The 16,705-nt window shown below is 73.0% G+C and carries 14 protein-coding genes and 1 tRNA gene; 7 read left to right on the top strand and 8 right to left on the bottom strand.

Features of this window, described 5'->3' with window-relative positions; translation table 11 throughout:
• Positions 1 to 8: 8 nt before the first annotated feature.
• Positions 9 to 1,109 carry a hypothetical protein gene (locus tag ACBI99_RS08045; RefSeq protein WP_375071994.1) on the bottom strand — a complete coding sequence of 367 codons (1,101 nt, stop codon included), beginning with the start codon at positions 1,107 to 1,109 and terminating at the stop codon, positions 9 to 11.
• 148 nt (positions 1,110 to 1,257) lie between these two features.
• Positions 1,258 to 2,238, bottom strand: a complete 981-nt coding sequence (locus tag ACBI99_RS08050; RefSeq protein WP_375071995.1) for a helix-turn-helix domain-containing protein — start codon at positions 2,236 to 2,238, stop codon at positions 1,258 to 1,260.
• Positions 2,239 to 2,296: 58 nt separating this feature from the next.
• Here ACBI99_RS08050 and ACBI99_RS08055 point away from each other — a divergent pair, with 58 nt between their 5' ends.
• Positions 2,297 to 3,301 (top strand): 3-oxoacyl-[acyl-carrier-protein] synthase III C-terminal domain-containing protein, encoded by a 1,005-nt coding sequence (locus tag ACBI99_RS08055; protein ID WP_364180960.1) that lies wholly within the window; start codon positions 2,297 to 2,299, stop codon positions 3,299 to 3,301.
• Complete coding sequence (locus ACBI99_RS08060; RefSeq protein ID WP_219506778.1) at positions 3,298 to 3,798, top strand: isoprenylcysteine carboxyl methyltransferase family protein; 501 nt, start codon at positions 3,298 to 3,300, stop codon at positions 3,796 to 3,798. Before ACBI99_RS08055 ends, ACBI99_RS08060 begins: the two co-directional genes overlap by 4 nt.
• On the opposite strand, the gene ACBI99_RS08065 is transcribed toward ACBI99_RS08060, so the two are convergent.
• On the bottom strand, positions 3,799 to 5,580 hold the full coding sequence (locus ACBI99_RS08065; protein WP_375071996.1) for an asparagine synthase-related protein: 1,782 nt from the start codon (positions 5,578 to 5,580) through the stop codon (positions 3,799 to 3,801).
• A gap of 144 nt (positions 5,581 to 5,724) precedes the next feature.
• On the opposite strand from ACBI99_RS08065, the gene ACBI99_RS08070 reads away from it, so the two are divergent.
• A complete protein-coding gene (locus ACBI99_RS08070) occupies positions 5,725 to 7,212 on the top strand; it encodes a von Willebrand factor type A domain-containing protein (protein WP_375071997.1) in 1,488 nt (495 codons plus the stop codon).
• A gap of 94 nt (positions 7,213 to 7,306) precedes the next feature.
• Positions 7,307 to 7,379 (top strand) — tRNA-Ala (locus tag ACBI99_RS08075).
• A gap of 34 nt (positions 7,380 to 7,413) precedes the next feature.
• On the opposite strand, the gene ACBI99_RS08080 is transcribed toward ACBI99_RS08075, so the two are convergent.
• Both ACBI99_RS08080 and ACBI99_RS08085 read right to left on the bottom strand, forming a co-directional pair.
• Positions 7,414 to 10,020, bottom strand: coding sequence for an AAA family ATPase (locus ACBI99_RS08080; protein WP_375071998.1), 2,607 nt, complete (start codon positions 10,018 to 10,020; stop codon positions 7,414 to 7,416).
• Between the two features lie 10 nt (positions 10,021 to 10,030).
• Entirely contained in the window at positions 10,031 to 10,843 is an 813-nt protein-coding gene (locus tag ACBI99_RS08085; RefSeq protein WP_219508286.1) for an NAD(P)H-binding protein, read from the bottom strand.
• Positions 10,844 to 10,930: 87 nt separating this feature from the next.
• On the opposite strand from ACBI99_RS08085, the gene ACBI99_RS08090 reads away from it, so the two are divergent.
• Positions 10,931 to 12,010, top strand: a complete 1,080-nt coding sequence (locus ACBI99_RS08090) for an NAD(P)H-binding protein (protein WP_357588615.1) — start codon at positions 10,931 to 10,933, stop codon at positions 12,008 to 12,010.
• 70 nt (positions 12,011 to 12,080) lie between these two features.
• The gene (locus ACBI99_RS08095) at positions 12,081 to 12,527 is read left to right on the top strand and encodes a hypothetical protein (protein ID WP_375071999.1); all 447 of its coding nucleotides are present in this window, start codon (positions 12,081 to 12,083) and stop codon (positions 12,525 to 12,527) included.
• Here the strand turns inward: ACBI99_RS08095 and ACBI99_RS08100 are convergent.
• Entirely contained in the window at positions 12,524 to 13,936 is a 1,413-nt protein-coding gene (locus ACBI99_RS08100) for a M1 family metallopeptidase (RefSeq protein WP_375072000.1), read from the bottom strand. The genes ACBI99_RS08095 and ACBI99_RS08100 overlap by 4 nt on opposite strands.
• Positions 13,937 to 14,075: 139 nt before the next feature.
• Between ACBI99_RS08100 and ACBI99_RS08105 the strand changes: the two genes are divergently transcribed.
• Positions 14,076 to 14,840 (top strand): class II aldolase/adducin family protein, encoded by a 765-nt coding sequence (locus tag ACBI99_RS08105; protein WP_219508290.1) that lies wholly within the window; start codon positions 14,076 to 14,078, stop codon positions 14,838 to 14,840.
• A gap of 3 nt (positions 14,841 to 14,843) precedes the next feature.
• On the opposite strand, the gene ACBI99_RS08110 is transcribed toward ACBI99_RS08105, so the two are convergent.
• Positions 14,844 to 15,662 carry an SAM-dependent methyltransferase gene (locus tag ACBI99_RS08110; protein ID WP_375072001.1) on the bottom strand — a complete coding sequence of 273 codons (819 nt, stop codon included), beginning with the start codon at positions 15,660 to 15,662 and terminating at the stop codon, positions 14,844 to 14,846.
• Between the two features lie 51 nt (positions 15,663 to 15,713).
• Positions 15,714 to 16,664, bottom strand: a complete 951-nt coding sequence (locus ACBI99_RS08115) for a GlxA family transcriptional regulator (protein WP_219508292.1) — start codon at positions 16,662 to 16,664, stop codon at positions 15,714 to 15,716.
• Positions 16,665 to 16,705: the final 41 nt, after the last annotated feature.

Consider the following 16,705-nt stretch of genomic DNA (forward strand, 5'->3'; position numbering starts at 1 on the left):
GGGCTCATCTACGCGTCGATCTTGAAGTATTGGGTGGCCTGCTCGATGCTGAACTTCGACCGGAGTCTGCAGGCTGAATTCTGGTTGGCGAACATGCCGGGCTTCCACAACGCCTGGGCGCGTGGAACCGTCGCCTGCCAGTCCACTGGCACGACCCACTCACGGCGATCTTGCCCGTCCTGGGGCGCCTCGGTGTGGACGTAGCTGCCCGCCAGGTCGAGTTCCTCCATCCTCCGGGTGACTCCGCCCGTGCTGAGAAGGGCCTCCGGGTAGGGACGTGCCTCAGCCGTGACGGTTCCGACGCCGACGTACCCTGACTGCGGTATGTGGACGAACACCCGGGCGCCGACGGGCAGCGCCCGCAGGGTTCTCGAGTAGAAGTCTCCGCCGCCGGCGGAGACGAAGCCGTAACGGCGCGCGTCTTCCCAGTTGCGTCCCCCCGGCTCGTCACCGAAGGCGACGTACCAGTCCTGCCCGTTCCAGGGCTCCTTCTTGCCGCGGCTCGTGGAGTTGGCGGCCGGGCTGGCGGCTTTGACGTCGTCCATCAGCCAGGTGCGCGCCAGGTAGGACCGCCCATCGTCTTCGAAGTAGCGGAAGAACAGCACGTTGACCGGAACCTGGTGCTCCGTGGCCAGATAGGTGACGATTCGCTCGGTAGCTGCGTCAATCTCACTGGCGACGACCGTCAGCGTGTGACCGGTGTTCAGCGATTCGGGAGGATTTGTGCCGAACCATTCCGCAAAAGCCTGATCGAACACGCCGCTGTGTCCTCGTCTTCTCGCGTAGTCATCGTAGATGGCGCGGATCTCCTCATTGGTCAGGTTCCGCACCCACGAGCCGTAATCCAGAACCTGCGCCACGACATCCCGCGGAGTCCGGTCGCGCTTCAGTTCCAGGACGTGCAGCGCCCCCTCGGCGTCGATGCCGAGGAGGTCGATGAACTTGCCGTGTGCCGTCGGGACCTGCCTGCCGATGAGGAGCACGGGCAGCCCCAGGATGCCCGGGTCGGTCTCCAGCAGCTCTTCCAGCCGTGATTCCCGGGGCATCTTCGACGTCCCCACCTTGACCGGCTTGCCATCGACCCGCCACAGCCCGATCTCCAACGGCACGGCACGCACCTCCAACGCCCTGGACCGAAACCTGGCCCCGATCGAGGCGGAGCAGGCAATGGCGTCGATACCCCCGTCAAGGGCGAGGAGTGTTTCCGTCTGGCGATCGTCATCAAGTCGCAAGCAACTCCGATGGGCACCACCCGTGTCAAGAAAGCGGGGTGCGGGGGGTGAAGGTGCGGCGGTAGGCGGAGGGGGTGGTGTGCATGGCCCGGGTGAAGTGGTGGCGGAAGGTGACCGGGCTTTCGAAGCCTACGGCGGCGCCGACCTCCTCGACCGGGGCGGCCGTGGACTCCAGGAGGGGGAGGCTGGCGGCGATGCGCTGGGCGATGACCCAGCGGAGCGGGCTGGTGCCGGTCTGACGCTTGAAGTGCCGGATGAAGGAGCGTTCCGAGAGGCTTGCCGCTCTGGCCAGGTCGGCGACGGTGATGGGGTGGGCCAGGTGGGCCAGGGCCCAGGACATGGCGCGGGACACGGCGTCGTCGCCGCCGACCGGCGTCACCGCCGCCTCCACGTACTGGGCCTGGCCGCCTTCCCGGTGCGGGGGGATGACGAGGCGGCGGGCGACGGCGTTGGCGACGCGGGGGCCGTGGTCGGCGCGGATGAGGTGGAGGAGCAGGTCGAGGCCGGCGGCGCTGCCGGCGCTGGTCAGCACGTCGCCGCCGTCCACGTACAGGACCGAGGGGTTGACCTGGACGGTGGGGAAGCGTTCGCGGAGGAGGGGCGCGTACTTCCAGTGGGTGGTGGCCTCGCGTCCGTCGAGGAGGCCGGCGGCGGCGAGGGCGAAGGCGCCGGAGCAGATCGACACCATGCGCGCGCCGCGCTCGTGGGCCTGGCGCAGGGCGGCGACGAGGGGCGCGGAGACGGGGCCGCGGACGTCGGCGACGCCGGGCACGATGACGGTGCCGGCCGAGGCGAGCGTGTCGAGGCCGTGTTCGGCGTGGAGGGTGAAGCCGCCGACGGCGCGCAGCGGCCCGGCGGTCTCGGCGCACACCTTGAGGTCGTACCAGGGGACGCGGAGCTCGGGCCGGGGCAGGCCGAAGATCTCCACCACGCAGCCGAGCTCGAACGGCGACATCCTGTCGAAGGCGAGGACGGCGACCGTGGGAGGCGGAGCGGGCGGGGGCATGTCCGGATGTTAGCCCGCGCCTCTCAGCGGCAGAGAACTGGTCATGTACATACAGGGCGTGCAGACCGTTCTGCCGGACCACCGCTACGAGCAGGAGGAGATCACCGAGGCGTTCTCCCAGCTCACGGCGGCGGACGGGGAGCTGCTCAAGCGCTTCCACAGCGCCACCGGCGTCACCGGGAGGAACCTGGCGCTGCCGCTCGAGGACTATCCGAAACTCGACTCGTTCGAGCGGGCCAACGAGATGTACGTCGAGATCGCCCTGGACCTGGGGGAGCGGGCGATCGCGGGGGCGCTGGAGAGGGCGGGGCTGCCGCCGGAGAAGGTCGACCATCTGGTGTTCTGCTCCACGACGGGGCTGGCGACGCCGTCGCTGGACGCGCGGCTGGCCAAGCGGGCGGGGTTGCGCGCGGATGTGAAGCGGGTGCCGGTGTTCGGGCTGGGCTGCGCGGCGGGGGCGTCCGGGCTGTCGCGGTTGCACGACTATCTGCGTGGCTGGCCGGAGCAGACGGCGTTGCTGGTGTGCGTGGAACTGTGCTCGCTGACGATCCAGCGGGACGACACCTCGATCGCGAACCTGGTCGCGAGCGGGCTGTTCGGCGACGGGGCGGGGGCGGTGGTCGCGACGGGGCACGGCGAGGGCCGGGAGGTCGTGGCGACGCGCAGCAAGCTCTATCCGGACACCGAGCACCTGATGGGCTGGGAGGTGGGCGGTCACGGCTTCCGCATCGTGCTGGACGCCGAGCTGCCCGCGTTCGTGGAGTCGGTGCTGGCGGGGGACATCAGGACGTTCCTCGCGGATTACGGGCTGACGCCCGACCAGGTGGGCACCTGGATCTGCCATCCGGGCGGCCCCAAGGTGATCGACAAGATCGTGGCGAATCTGGCGCTGCCGCCGGAGGCGCTGGAGGTGACCTGGCGGTCGCTGCGCGAGCACGGCAACCTGTCGTCGGTGTCGGTGCTGCACGTGCTGCAGGAGACGCGCGGCCGCACGGGGGAGCCGGCCGTGCTGCTCGCCCTGGGGCCGGGGTTCTCCGCCGAGCTGCTCCTGCTGCACTGGTGAGCGCGTACCTGGTCCTGATCGGGCTGGTCGTCGTGGAACGGCTGGCCGAGCTGGTGGTGGCCCGCCGCAACCTGGCGTGGGCGCGCTCGCGGGGCGGGGTCGAGCACGGCGGGCGGCACTATCCGTGGATCGTCGCGGCGCACGTGGGCCTGCTGGTGGCGGCGCCGGCGGAGGTGTGGCTGCTGGGGCGGCCGTTCCTGCCGGCGCTGGGCTGGCCGATGCTCGCGCTCGTGCTGCTCGCCCAGGCGTTGCGCTGGTGGTGCATCGCCAGCCTGGGCAGGCGCTGGAACACGCGGGTGGTCGTGCTGCCGGGCGTGCCGCTCGTCACGTCGGGGCCGTACCGGTGGCTGCGCCATCCCAACTACGTCGCGGTGGTCGTGGAGGGGATCGCGCTGCCGCTGGTGCACACCGCGTGGCTGACCGCGCTCGCCTTCACCGTGGCGAACGCGGCCCTGCTCACGGTGCGGATCAGGGTGGAGGAGCGGGCGCTGGCCTGATCAGGGCTTGGAGACGGGGATCCGTTCCAGGCCCTCGGGCTCCTTGCCGGGGTACGTGCCGGTCAGGAGGGTGCTCACCGTGTAGAGGTGCCAGGCGGTGGCGGGCTTCTTGACCACCGGGTCGGCGAACAGGGCGCGCACCTCGTCCGGGTTCACGACGGTGGTGAGCGCGTCGAGGTGGCCGAGCACCTGCTGCCGCAGCACGTCGGTGAGGTCGGGGCCGGGGCTGGTGCGCCAGCTCCAGCCGCCGCCGGTCTTGGTCGTCGGCATGTGGGGCGGCGGCACGTGGGTCCGTTCCCACCAGCGGGGCGGCTTCATCCCTTCGACGAACCGCCACGGCTTCCCTTCGATGGGGACATCCCGCAGCTCGGGGGCGAATCTCAAAATAAGCGAATAAATCACCTCTTCCGAGAGTCGCCAGCCCTGGTCCAGCGCCAGCGCGGCCCGTACCACCCGGTTGTCCAGGAACGGCCGGACCGGGTCACCCCGCCGCAGCGACCCCGCGCGGGCGCTGGCCTGCCAGCGGCCGACCTTGTACCAGATGTAGATGTGGTCCAGCGCCTCCAGTCGGTTCTTGCGCGCCTGCCACGGCTTGGCGAGGGCGCGGGCGTGCTCGTTCGCCTCGGTGGTGAACAGCTTCTCGTCCTTGTAGAACGTGTTGTTGATCCGGCGCAGCAGGGCCTTGTCGCTCAGGTCGGTCTGGAGCAGGTTCAGGCTGCCCGCGCGCAGGGTCTCACCGCTCTGCCCGGACATGGTGGGCTTGCCGGAGTAGGGGAGGTAGCTCACGATCGTCTCGTACGCCGACGTCATGCCCTCGCAGGTGCGCAGCGTCTCCCACGCCCGGCTCAGCGGGTGCTCCACCAGCACGGCGTCCCGCTCGGCGGTCTGCTGCGGGGCGATCACCGTGTGCTCGACCTTGAGCTGGGTGGCGATCTGCCGGGCCAGGATCACGTCCGGATGCGTGTCGAGCCCGTTCGTGGTCACCCGGAACGGCACCCGCGCGGCGTGCAGCAGCGCGGCCAGGATGCGGGTGTCGCGCCCGCCGGTCAGCGCCAGGTTGACCGGCTCGCCCAGGTCGCGCAGCGGCGCGACGGTCGCCAGCAGCGCGTCGGCCAGCTCGCCGATCGCCGCCCGCTTGCGCCGCGCCGTGTCCGGCGCGCCCGCCGCCTCCGGCAGCGGCGTCTCGGTGATCGTCCGCTTCCCGTCGCGCACGTCGATCCGCGAGCTCGGGCGCAGCGCCGTCACTCCCCGGTACGGCGTCTCGTCCGACAGGAAGAAGCCCTGGCGGATCATCGTCTGGAGGGCGAGCACGTCGTGGTCGATCCGGTCGGCCTGCTGCGCCGCCAGGTGCACGAGGAGCGCCCGGCTGCCCACCACGTGCAGCTCGGGCGTCTCGGCGTAGAAGACCGGGCAGACGCGGTTGATCGCGGTCGCGGCCGACAGCTCGCCGTCGCGCGCCACCCAGGCGGAGAAGCAGCCGCCCACGTCGCCGGCCGACGGGTCGCCGAGCAGCCGGTTGGCGTCGGCCGGGTCGGCCAGGTGGCCGTTCAGCCCGAGGACCCGCCCGCCGCTCTCGGTGAGCAGCGGGGGCTGCCGGGAGTCGTCGGGCTCGTTCGACCAGCCGAACAGCGACACCCCCCGGCCGTGCCACTCGCCGCCCCGGATCACCTCGGGAGGCACCGGGAAGGCGGTCTCGATAACGGATCGGACCTTGTCCAGGACACGGGCGGGGATCTCGTGGCCCTTCGCGGCCAGCCCCAAATAGACGCGCACGACGACCATGCCTACCGGATATCACCGGTTCACCACAATCGATCACGTGTGGATCGCGGTTTGCCGTCGCTTGCGTCACCGGCCCGGCCACACCGGGGATCGGAGCCGTCATACGGCCTGGAGGTGGCAAAAGCGATGAAATTCCGTCCGTTAATGGCAACTGTCGGAATCGCCGGGCTGCTCGCGCTCGCCGCATGCGGCGGCCCCGGAGGTCAGCCCAGCGCCGGCGAGCGAGCGGCCCCCCAGGAAGCCCCCCGGGCCACGGCCCAGGCCGAGGACCAGACAGGGCAGGACCGGACCGGGCAGGACAAGGACGACCGGAAGAACGAGGAACAGGACACGGCCCAGGCGCAGATCTCCACGTTCGCCCTGGACGTGGACACCGCCTCGTACGCCTACACGCGCCGCGTCCTCCAGGAGGGCCGCTGGCCCGAGCCCGCCCGGATCCGGCCCGAGGAGTTCGTCAACTCCTTCAAGCAGGACTACGCCGAACCCCCGGACGACGGCTTCACCGTTCACACCGACGGCGCCCGCCTCGACACGCCGGGGCAGGCCGTCCTGCGCGTCGGCCTGCAGACCCGCCGCTCCTCCGCCGAGGCCCGGCGCCCCGCCAACCTCACCTTCGTCATCGACGTCTCCGGCTCCATGGCCGAGACCGGCCGCCTGGACCTGGTCAAGCAGGCCCTGCACACGCTGCTCGACCAGCTCGCCCCCGGTGACCAGGTCTCCGTCGTGGCCTTCAGCGACCAGGCCAGGGTGCTGGCCACGATGACCCCGCTCACCGCCAGGGACGACCTGCACCGGGCCGTCGACCAGCTCACCACCGAAGGCGGCACCAACCTGGAGGCGGGCCTCGTCCTCGGCTACCGGGAGGCCGCCGCCGCGCACCGCCCCGCCGCCACGAACCGCGTCATCCTGCTCTCCGACGGCCTGGCCAACCAGGGCAGCACCGCCTGGCAGGCCATCCTCGACCGGGTCAAGGAGCACGCCGGGCGGCGGATCACGCTCCTGACCGTCGGCGTCGGCCGCGAGTACGGCGACGAGCTGATGGAGCAGCTCGCCGACAACGGCGACGGCGCGGCCGTCTACGTCTCAACCCAGGAGGAGGCCGACAAGATCTTCGCCGCCCAGCTGCCCGCCAGCATCGAGCTGCGCGCCCGCGACGCCAAGGCGCAGGTCGTCTTCAACCCGTCGGTGGTGGAGAGCTACCGGCTGCTCGGCTACGAGAACCGCGCCCTGGCCACCGAGGAGTTCCGTGACGACTCGCGTGACGGCGGCGAGATCGGCCCCGGCCACGCGGTCACCGCGCTGTACTCCGTACGCCTCAAGGCCGGAGCCGAAGGCCAGCTCGCCACCGCCACCGTGCGCTGGCAGGACCCCGACACCCGCGCCCCCAGCGAGGCCACCGGGGCGGTGACCGTCGCCGACCTGGCGGAGACCCTGTGGCAGGGCGCGCCGCTGCGGCTGCAGGTCGACGTGCTGGCCGCCGCGTTCGCCCTCCACATGCGCGACGGGGAGGCGTTCGGGCTCGGCCTGCCCGCGCTCGGCGAGCACGCCAGGCGGCTGGCGGGCGCGGCCGAGGACCCGATGGTGGGCGAGCTGGCCGATCTCATCGCCAAGGCGGGCGCCGTGACCTCCTGAAACGCCGTCCGGCGGCGCGCGGGCCGGGCGCGCCGCCGGATAAAGGCGTACAGAGGGGTGGCTGGAGTCCGTTAGACTGATGCACGCATCGCAAGGGGCTATGGCGCAGTTGGTAGCGCGCCTCCATGGCATGGAGGAGGTCTGGGGTTCGAATCCCCATAGCTCCACCCCTCATCGCGGCCCTCTCGGGGCCGCCGTCCGTCACAGACCCAGAGAGGCGAGTTCCGCCCTGGTCGTGACGCCCAGCTTGGGATACGCCTTGTAGAGATGGTGCCCGACGGTGCGCGGGCTCACGAACAGCCGCTCGGCGATCTCCCTGTTGCTCAGCCCGGTCGCCGCCAGCCGCACGCTCTGCAGCTCCTGCGGGGTGAGCCGGTCGGCCAGCCCCGCCGCGTGGTCGCGCGCCGCACGGGTCTCCCCGGTGGCGCGCAGCTCGGCCCGCGCCCGCTCCGCCCAGGGACGCGCGCCCAGCCGCTCGAACGTCTCGGCCGCGCCGCGCAGGTGCGCGCGGGCGTCGGCGGTGCGCCGGTCACGCCGCAGCCGCTCGCCGTAGAGCAGCGCGGTCCGTGCCTGCTCGAACGGGTAGGTCCGCATCCGTACGGCCTGCTCGAACAGGCCGGCGTCGTCGGCGATCAGCGCCCGGCAGCGCAGCGCCACGGCCTCGGCCCATGGCTGCGCGACCCGGCCGGCCCAGGACGCGAACAGCCGGGTCGCGGCCTCGGCAGGCCCCCTGCGCCCGAGCCGCACCGCCGCCTCGACCAGGATCGGCAGGTGCCCCATCACCCCCATCGGCCGCGAACCGGACACCACCGACTCCATCCGGTCCAGCGCCGCCTCGTGCCGCCCCAGGCCCAGGTCGAGCAGGCTCAGCGCGACCACCGCGTGCACCGCGCTCGGCGCGAGGTCACGCTCGATCGCCTCGGCCGCCAGCTCCCGGCAGCGCTCCTCGTCGCCCTCGACGGCGGCCAGCTCCGCCAGGGTCACCGACAGCTCGATGCGCGGCATGCGCTGGCAGGTGTCGGCGGCGATCTGCAGCCCGTCGGCCAGCGTGGCACGCGCGTCGGCGTGGCGGCCGGTGAACAGCAGGGTCCGCGCCAGCACGGCCTGCACGGCGGGCAGCACGCCGAGCGCCCCCCGCGCCCGGCACTCCCGCTCCAGCGCGGAAGCCAGGCGTATCGCGCCCTCCATGTCGCCGATGACCAGGTGCAGCCGGGCGAACAGCAGCCGGTCCTGGAGGTCGTCGTGCGGCGGCCCGGCCAGCAGCTCCCTCAGCGTCTCGATGCCGCCGTCGTCGAGCCGGTTGGTGGCCAGCGCCGCCGTGGCCAGCCGGTGCACGTCGGAGTCAGGCGGCACGCAGGCGGCGATCCGGTCGAGCGCCGCGAAGTCGTTGGCCCGCCAGGCCGCCCGCGCGGCGCCGCGCAGCAGGGCGGGCAGCTCCGCCGGGGTGACCTGCCCGGCCGACTCGAACAGCAGGGCGTGCGCCTCCTCCGTCCGGCCCAGCCCGTCGGCGATCACCGCCTTGAGCGCGGCGGCCTCCGCCGAGGCGCCGACCTGGCCGGTCAGGCGGTCGGCCCGCTCGAACTGGCCCGCGTCGGCGGCGGCGCGGGCCGCGGCCAGCAGCCTGCGCTCACGCGTGACCGGGTCGGGGGTGAGGGCGGCGGCGCGTTCGTAGGCGGCGGCGACGGCCGCGTGGCCGCGCCGCTCCCCGGCCCGCAGCGCCGTGCTCTCCAGAGCGGCGGCCACCCGCTCGTCGGGGCCCGTCGCCGCCGCCGCGAGATGCCAGGCCCGCCGGTCGCCGTCCAGGACCTCCGCCAGCGCGCGGTGCGCCTCGGCCCGCCGGCTGGCCGTCGCCCCCTGGTAGGCGGCGCTCCTCATCAGCGGATGGCCGAAGACGAGCCGGTCGCCGTCGATCCGCAGCAGCCCGGCCGCCTCCGCCGGGTCGAGGTCGGGCAGGCCCGCGCCCAGCCGCCCGGCGGCCCGCAGGACGGCGGCCGGCTCGCCGGTGTCGTCGGCCGCCGCCACCAGCAGCACCGTCCGCGTCGCCGCGGGCAGCTCGCCGATCCGGTCGCCGAACGTCCGCACGATCCTGTCCTGTACGGGGACGGGCCCGGGACCCGGCGTGATCCCGCCCGCGTCACGACCCCGGCGGGCCCGGGCCAGCACGCGCAGCGCCAGCGGGTTGCCGTCCGCCTCGGCCAGCACCTCCTCGCGCACGTGCGGCGGCAGGTCGCCGACCAGCGCCCGCGCCGCCTCACCCGTCAGGCCGCCCAGGCGCAGCTCCGGCAGCCCCGTCGTGGGGAAGCCGGGAGCGTGCGGCTCGCGTACGGCGAACATCATCACCACGCCCTCGGCCCGCAGCCGGCGCGCGGCGAACAGCAGGGCGGCGGCGGAGGCGCTGTCGAGCCACTGGGCGTCGTCGACCAGGCACAGCAGCGGCGCCCGCTCGGCCAGCAGGCCGAGCACCGCCAGCCCGATCATGAACGTGTCGCCGTCACCGTCACTCTCGGCCAGCCCGAGCGCGCCCGCGAGCGCGGCGGCCTGGCGGGGCGGGAGGGCGTCGAGGCGGTCGAGGAGGCCGCCGGTGAGCAGGCTGAGCCCGGCGTACGGCAGCTCGCTCTCCGCCTCGATCCCGGTCGCGCGGAGCACCTGCATGTCGTGGGCTCGGGCCAGGCCGGCGGTGTGGTCGAGCAGCGCCGTCTTGCCGATGCCCGCCTCGCCGCGGACGACCAGCGCCCCGCTCGTGCCCTCGCGGGCGGCGGCGAGCAGGGCGCCGACCGCCGCCTTCTCCTCCGTCCGCCCCCGCAGCATGCCTCAGAGGCTACCGCCAGTGATCGGCCGCCCAATCGCGGTAGGTCCTGGCCGGGCGGCCGGTGAGCTCCTCGACGGTCGCGGTGACCGGCTCGGGCTCAGGAGCCGGGCCCGTCATCCTGGCGACCAGCCCCTCGGCCACCTCGGCTCCGAAGACGGCCGTGTACTGCTCCCTGACCTCCTCCGGGGACGGCTGCTCGAAGCGCAGCTCGCGCCCCAGCACCTCCGACAGCACGGCCACCCGCTCGGGCGCGGTCAGCGCCTGCGGCCCGGTCAGCACGTGGGCCGTCCCGTCGTGCCCCTCGCCCGTGAGGACGCGCACGGCCGCGGCCGCCACGTCGGCCTCGTGGATGTGGGACCGCGCCCACCCGGCGGACGGCTCGCGGACCACGCCGTCGCGCCGGATGCCGTCGGCCCACTTGAGGTCGTTGGCCGCCAGCCCGGTGATGCGCAGGAACGTCCACGCCGAGGCGTGCTCCCTGATCAGCCGCTCGATCTCGGCGTGCGAGGCGTTGATCGGGTCGGCCGCGCCCGCCGCCGCGGAGGAGAAGTAGACGACGTGCCTGCCCGCCAGCCTCTTGATCGTCTCGGGCGCGGCGTGGTCGGCCCGGAGCGTCGGCCAGACGAGGAAGACCTTGCCCACGCCCTCCAGCGCCGCGTCGAGCGAGCCCGGCACGGCCAGATCGCCCTCGGCCACCGGCACGGGCAGCCGCGCCCGGCCCCCGTCGCGGGCCAGCGCCCGCACCCCCGGCACCCCGGCCGCCGTCAGCTGCCTGACGACCTCGCCGCCCACGCGGCCTGTCGCCCCTGTCACCAGAATCATCCCTCGACGGTAGGAGCGGCCCTGCCCGGTCAGCATCAGTCGATCGACTGATGCTGACGGTCCCGGCGCGACCGTAGCGTCGGCGTCATGAACGAGACGATTCTGGTGACAGGCGCCACCGGCCACACCGGCGGGCACGTGGTGCGGCAGTTGCACGAGCGCGGCGGCGTGACGATCAAGGCGTTGACCAGGGACCCCGCCAAGGCGGAGTTCCCCGAAGGGGTGCTGGCGGTCAAGGGCGACCTGAGCGATCCCGCCTCCCTCGACGAGGCGCTGGAGGGCGTGAGCAAGGTCTTCCTGGTGTGGCCGACGATGTTCGCCGAGCGGTCGCCCGGTGTGGTGATCCCGAAGCTGGCGGCCCGGGCACGCCGGATCGTCTACCTGTCGGCGGGCGGCGCCGAGACCAACGACGACCCGGACAACGCCTCGCACGGCCGGATCGAGCAACTGATCAGGCAGCACGCCGAGGAGTGGACGTTCCTGAGGTCCGGCGGCCACATGAGCAACGACCTCGGCTCCCCGGTGCCCGCCGACGGCGTGGTGCGCGGGCCGTTCCTGAGCTGGGCGCGCTCGCAGATCCACCCCCGTGACCTCGCCGCGGTGGGCGTGCGGGCGCTGCTCACCGACGACCTGCTCAACACGGCGACGCCGATGCTGACCGGCGAGGAGCTGATGACCGGCGCCGAGCGGATCCAGGTCGTGGCCGAGCTGGTCGGCAGGCCGGTGAAGAGCGTGGAGGAGCTCGCGCCCGAGGAGGCCAGGGAGTGGTTCCTGGCGTGGGTGCCGCCGGAGGACGTGGACGCCGTCATGGCGACCATGAAGGAGGTCGCCTCGCGGCCCGAGCCGGTCGTCCTGGCCGTCCGGGAGATCCTCGGCCGGCCGGCCACGCCCTACCGGGAGTGGGTGCTCGACCACCTGCCGGCGTTCGTGGAGCCGACGGCCGAGGGTGTCGGCCTGGCCTTCGTCAGCCTGGTCAACCGGGGCGAGAGCGCCGCCGTGACCCGCCACCTGATGACGTCCGGCCAGGTGAGCGGGCCCGTCGAGGGGCCCTACCTGCGGGCGGGCGACGACCGGTTCGCCGTGCGGTTCACCGCCGAGTCCGCCGTCGGCCTCTACACCGTGCGCGACGGGCGGATCGTCGCCGAGGAGCGCTTCTCCACGCCGTGAACCCCGGGGCCCGGCTCGCCCGGCCGGCGCGAGGACTGCTATGAAGGCAGGCCGGGAGAAAAGGGGCGTCTTGCTGGAGACCTTGACCTTCGTGCTGCTGATCGGCCTGTTGCTGCTGGCGCTGGCCTGGCCGGTGGCGGTGCTCGCCGTTCTCGCGCTCGCCGCCCTGTCCTGGTGGCGCCACGGGCGGCGGCCGGCGTGGGCGCCGCCCGCCGTGGCGGCGGCCACGGCCCTCGCCGCCTACGGCTACGGGCTGAGCACGACGACGTTCGGGGCGTGGACGGACCCGGACGACCGGTGCGGGCTGGCCAGGCCCGACCTGTACGCCTACGGCCATCGCGGCCCGGAGTCCGGGGCGCTGAGCATGTGGCCGCTGGGCGACACCACGTGCGGCCCCGACCTGGTGCCCGGCTTCGTCAATCCGCTGATCGCGGTATCGGTTACGGTGGCGGTGGCGGCCACGGTGGCGCTGGTGGCCCGGCGCCGGCGGGCGGAGCTCGCGGGGGAGCGGGGCTAGTCCTTGGGGCTGGTATTCGAGTCGAGCCAGTCGTCGATCAGCGCGGTGAAGTCCTCGCCCGTGTGGTGGTTGACCCAGGCGGTGAACGACGCCCGGTCCTGGCCGGTGTTGCGGTGCTCCTGGGCCCAGGCGCGGGTCATGGCGAAGAACCGCTCGTCGCCGATCCCCTCGCGGATCTCGTGCAGCATCAGCGCGGGGCCGTAGTAGATGTTGCTCCCCGCGAACCAGTCGCGCCGGTAGTCGCCGGGCGGGCCCTGCCTCTTGCGCAGGTCCCTCTCGTGCACGCGCATGTCGGCCATGAGCTCGTCCATCGTGCCCGGCTCGTGGTCGGCGTGCCACTGGAGCTCGAAGTACATGGCGAAGCCCTCGTTCAGCCACACGTCCTTCCAGGTGCGCGGGCCGACGCTGTCGCCGAACCACTGGTGGGCGAGCTCGTGCAGCACCACGGAGGGCTTCAGGTACTCGCCGCCGAGGGTGATCATCTGCTGGGTCTCCATGCCGGTCTCGCTGGTGGAGACCAGACCGGCGCTGGGGAAGGGGTACGGGCCCACCCTCTTCTCCATCCAGCGGATCAGCTCCGGCGTCCGGCGGGCCACCGGCAGGGCGGTCCTGGCGTCGCCGGGGCGGATCCAGTAGGTGATCGGGAGGCCGCGCGGCCCCTTGTCCCGGTGCAGCCGGTACCGGTCGGCGGTGAACAGCGTCAGGTAGCTGGCGACCGGGTCGGTCGACCTCCACAGGTAGGTGGCCTTGCCGCCCTTCTCGCTCCTGCCCCGGTACGTGCCGTGCGCGACGCCCGCCCAGCCCTTGGGTACGGTGATGGCGACGTCGTAGAGCGCCTCGTCCGACGGGTGGTCGTTCACCGGGAACCAGGTGAAGGCGCCGTAGGGCTCCTGCAGCGCCCAGATGGACCCGTCGAACTGCGGCTGGGCGCCGAGGTATCGGAGGTCGTAGCGCCGCTGCCCGGAGGCGTGCGGCTCGGGCATGCCGTGATAGCGGACGACGACCCGGGCGCCCTGGTCGGCGGCGAGCTGGGCGGGCAGCGGGATCGTCAGGTCGTCCTTGCGCCGCTGCGGCTTGACGGCCCTGCCGTCCACGGTCACCTTGTCGATCTTGAGGGCGTGGCCGAAGTCGAGCCTGATCTCGCTGATCGGCTCCACGGCCCGCAGGGTGAGCGTGGCGGTGCCCGTCAGGGTGTGGGCGGACGGCTTCCAGCCCAGCTTGAGGTCGTAGTGGAGCACGTCGATCGACGGGTTGCCGTAGGCCGGGTAGACGGGATCCTCGACCGGCTGCGAGCGTCCCTTGGCGTAGGGGGTCAGGTCCACCGGTGGGGAGGCGGTGACCGCCGAGGCGGTGCCGCCGCTGGTGGCGGTCAGCGCCGCAGCCAGGACGAATATGGATAATCTCCGCATCCGCGTCAGCCTAGGGATCTTGGGAGCGCGTGTCGAGACGCGTCAGGACATGACGTACAAGACCCTTTTGGTATGGGGTGGGACGGTGGAGCCGCGTTACCCTGCGCTCAGAATCGGGTTCTGAGCCATAGGGAGAGCCATGCCGGACAACCTCGTCTTCCGCCAGCCCCCGACCTTCGACAGCCTGGAGGAGGAGCGACTGCATCGCAAGCAGCGGCTCGCGGCGGCGCTGCGCATCTTCGGCAAGTTCGGCTTCGAGGAGGGGATCGCCGGGCACATCACCGCCCGCGACCCGGAGTTGACCGACCACTTCTGGGTCAACCCGTTCGGCATGTCGTTCAAGCACATCACGGTCAGCGACCTGCTGCTCGTCGACCACGACGGCAACGTGGTCGAGGGTGACCGGCCGGTCAACCGGGCGGCGTTCGCCATCCACTCCCAGGTGCACCAGGCCAGGCCCGACGTGGTCGCGGCGGCGCACAGCCACTCGGTCTACGGGCGGGCCCTGTCGGCGCTCGGCCAGACCATCGAGCCGATCACCCAGGACGCCTGCGCCTTCTACCGGGACAACGCGCTGTTCGACGACTACACGGGCGTGGTGACCGAGGTGGAGGAGGGCAAGCGCATCGCCGCCGCGCTGGGCGGCAACAAGGCCGTCGTGCTGCGCAACCACGGCCTGCTCACGGTCGGGGAGACGGTCGACTCGGCCGTCTGGTGGTTCGTCACGATGGAACGCTCGGCCCAGGTGCAGCTCGTCGCCAAGGCCGCCGGGCAGGTCGTGCCCATCGAACCGGCCAACGCCGCGCTCACCCATTCGCAGGTCGGCACCGAGCTGGCCGGCTGGGTGAGCTTCCAGCCGCTGCACGACCAGATCGTCCGCGAGCAGCCCGACCTGTTCGACTGACGGCTAGGCGCGGGCCACGCCGGCCAGGATGCCCGGCCGCTTCAGGTCGGGCGCGGCCGGCGGCGCCTGCGGGTCCCAGTCGGCGACCGGGACGAGGCCCGGCTCCAGCAGGTCGAGGTCGCCGAAGAAGCCGGCGATCTGGTCGCGGTCGCGCCGCGCGATGCCGCCCGCCGCCGTCGCCGCGTAGACCTGCTGGCCGGAGCGCGCCACCCCGTCGTCGGCGTCGCCCGCGTAGATGTGCGACAGCACCAGGTGGCAGCCCGGCCGCAGCCGCTCGCGGATCCGCGCGGTGACGCGCGCCGCCTCGGCGTCGTCGGTGACGAAGTGCAGCACCGCCACCAGCAGCACCGCGTACGGGCGCGTCAGGTTGAGGTGGCCGGTGACGCGCGGGTCGTCGAAGATCGCGTCGGGGTCCCTGAGATCGCCCTCCACGGCGATGGCGCCCGCGTCGCCGGCCAGCAGCGCCCGCGCGTGGACCTGGACGATCGGATCGTTGTCGACGTAGACGACGCGCGAGCCGGCGGCGTGCCGGCGGGCCACCTGGTGCACGTTGTCCTGGGTGGGCAGGCCCGCGCCGATGTCGACGAACTGGCGGACGCCGGCGTCGGTCAGCTCGCGGACGGCCCGGCCCAGGAAGGCGCGGTTGGCGCGGGCGATCTCGCGGGCGTCATTGCCCATCTGGCGGCCGATCTCGATCATCCGCTCGGCCGCCTCCCGGTCCGAGGCGAAGTTGTCCTTGCCGCCGAGGTAGTAGTCGTACATGCGCGCGACGCTCGGCACCCGCACGTCGATCCCGGCGGGCGCCTGCTCGGGGCCGCTCACGCGACCACCCCTCTCGTGGACGACACGTAGACGATCTTCCCGGAGGCGATTCTAGGCACGCCGGAACGTGTGCCGATAGGCCAGCGGCGAAACCCCCACGGCGGCGTGCAGGTGCTGGCGCAGCGACACCGCCGAGCCGAACCCGGCCCGCCGCGCCACCTCCTCCACGCCCAGATCGGTCGTCTCCAGCAGGTGGCGGGCGTGCTCGACGCGCTGCCTGGTCAGCCAGCGGGCCGGGCTCATCGCCGTCTCCTCGCGAAAGCGCCTGGTGAACGTCCGCACGCTCATCCCGGCGTGCCCGGCCAGCGCCTCCAGGTCGAGCGGCGCGTCGAGCCGCGACAGCATCCACGCGCGGGTGGCGGCGGTGCCGTTGCCGGAGGCGGGCGGCAGGTGGCGCTCGATGTACTGGGCCTGGCCGCCCTCCCGCCACGGCGGCATGACGCACCGCCTGGCCGCGCGGTTGGCCACCTCGCTGCCGTGGTCGCGCCTGACCACGTGCAGGCACAGGTCGAGCCCGGCGGCGACCCCGGCCGAGGTGAGCACGTCGCCGTCGTCGATGAACAGCACGTCGGGATCGAGCCTGACCTTCGGGAACAGGGCGGCGAAACGGGCGGCGTCGCGCCAGTGGGTGGTGGCCCGGCGGCCGTCGAGCAGCCCCGCCGCCGCCAGCACATACGCGCCGGTGCAGATCGACATCACCCGGGGCCGCCCGCGCAGCGCCTCGCGAAGCTCGCCGGGGATCGTGCCGTCGCGCATCACCTGGCCGCCGTGCACGCCCGTGACCACGACCGTGCCGGCGGTGTCGAGCACGTCCAGGTCGTGATCGGGCAGCACGCTGTAGCCGGCCGAGCAGCGCACCGGCGCCCGGCCCGGCGAGCACGTCACCACCTCGTACAGCTTCTCCCCGGCCGGCGACTCCGCGGTCCAGAACACCTGGCCCGGCACGCCCAGGTCGAGCGGGGCGAACTGGTCGAGCACGACGACCGCGATCCGATGCGCCATGGCCGGATTCTTTCACATCATGGCCAACCGGCCACTCGCGG

Origin of the sequence: Nonomuraea sp. ATR24 (genome assembly GCF_041950485.1) — a bacterium.
GTDB classification, from domain to species: Bacteria; Actinomycetota; Actinomycetes; order Streptosporangiales; family Streptosporangiaceae; genus Nonomuraea; species Nonomuraea ceibae.

What these genes read in the sequence shown, in the direction of transcription:
- ACBI99_RS08065 (WP_375071996.1), bottom strand. Translation starts at nt 5,580, where the DNA reads ATGGTCGTCGTGCGCGTCTATTTGGGGCTGGCCGCGAAGGGCCACGAG.
- ACBI99_RS08090 (WP_357588615.1), top strand. Translation starts at nt 10,931, where the DNA reads ATGAACGAGACGATTCTGGTGACAGGCGCCACCGGCCACACCGGCGGG.
- ACBI99_RS08115 (WP_219508292.1), bottom strand. Translation starts at nt 16,664, where the DNA reads ATGGCGCATCGGATCGCGGTCGTCGTGCTCGACCAGTTCGCCCCGCTC.
- ACBI99_RS08085 (WP_219508286.1), bottom strand. Translation starts at nt 10,843, where the DNA reads ATGATTCTGGTGACAGGGGCGACAGGCCGCGTGGGCGGCGAGGTCGTC.
- ACBI99_RS08050 (WP_375071995.1), bottom strand. Translation starts at nt 2,238, where the DNA reads ATGCCCCCGCCCGCTCCGCCTCCCACGGTCGCCGTCCTCGCCTTCGAC.
- ACBI99_RS08070 (WP_375071997.1), top strand. Translation starts at nt 5,725, where the DNA reads ATGGCAACTGTCGGAATCGCCGGGCTGCTCGCGCTCGCCGCATGCGGC.
- ACBI99_RS08100 (WP_375072000.1), bottom strand. Translation starts at nt 13,936, where the DNA reads ATGCGGAGATTATCCATATTCGTCCTGGCTGCGGCGCTGACCGCCACC.
- ACBI99_RS08080 (WP_375071998.1), bottom strand. Translation starts at nt 10,020, where the DNA reads ATGCTGCGGGGGCGGACGGAGGAGAAGGCGGCGGTCGGCGCCCTGCTC.
- ACBI99_RS08105 (WP_219508290.1), top strand. Translation starts at nt 14,076, where the DNA reads ATGCCGGACAACCTCGTCTTCCGCCAGCCCCCGACCTTCGACAGCCTG.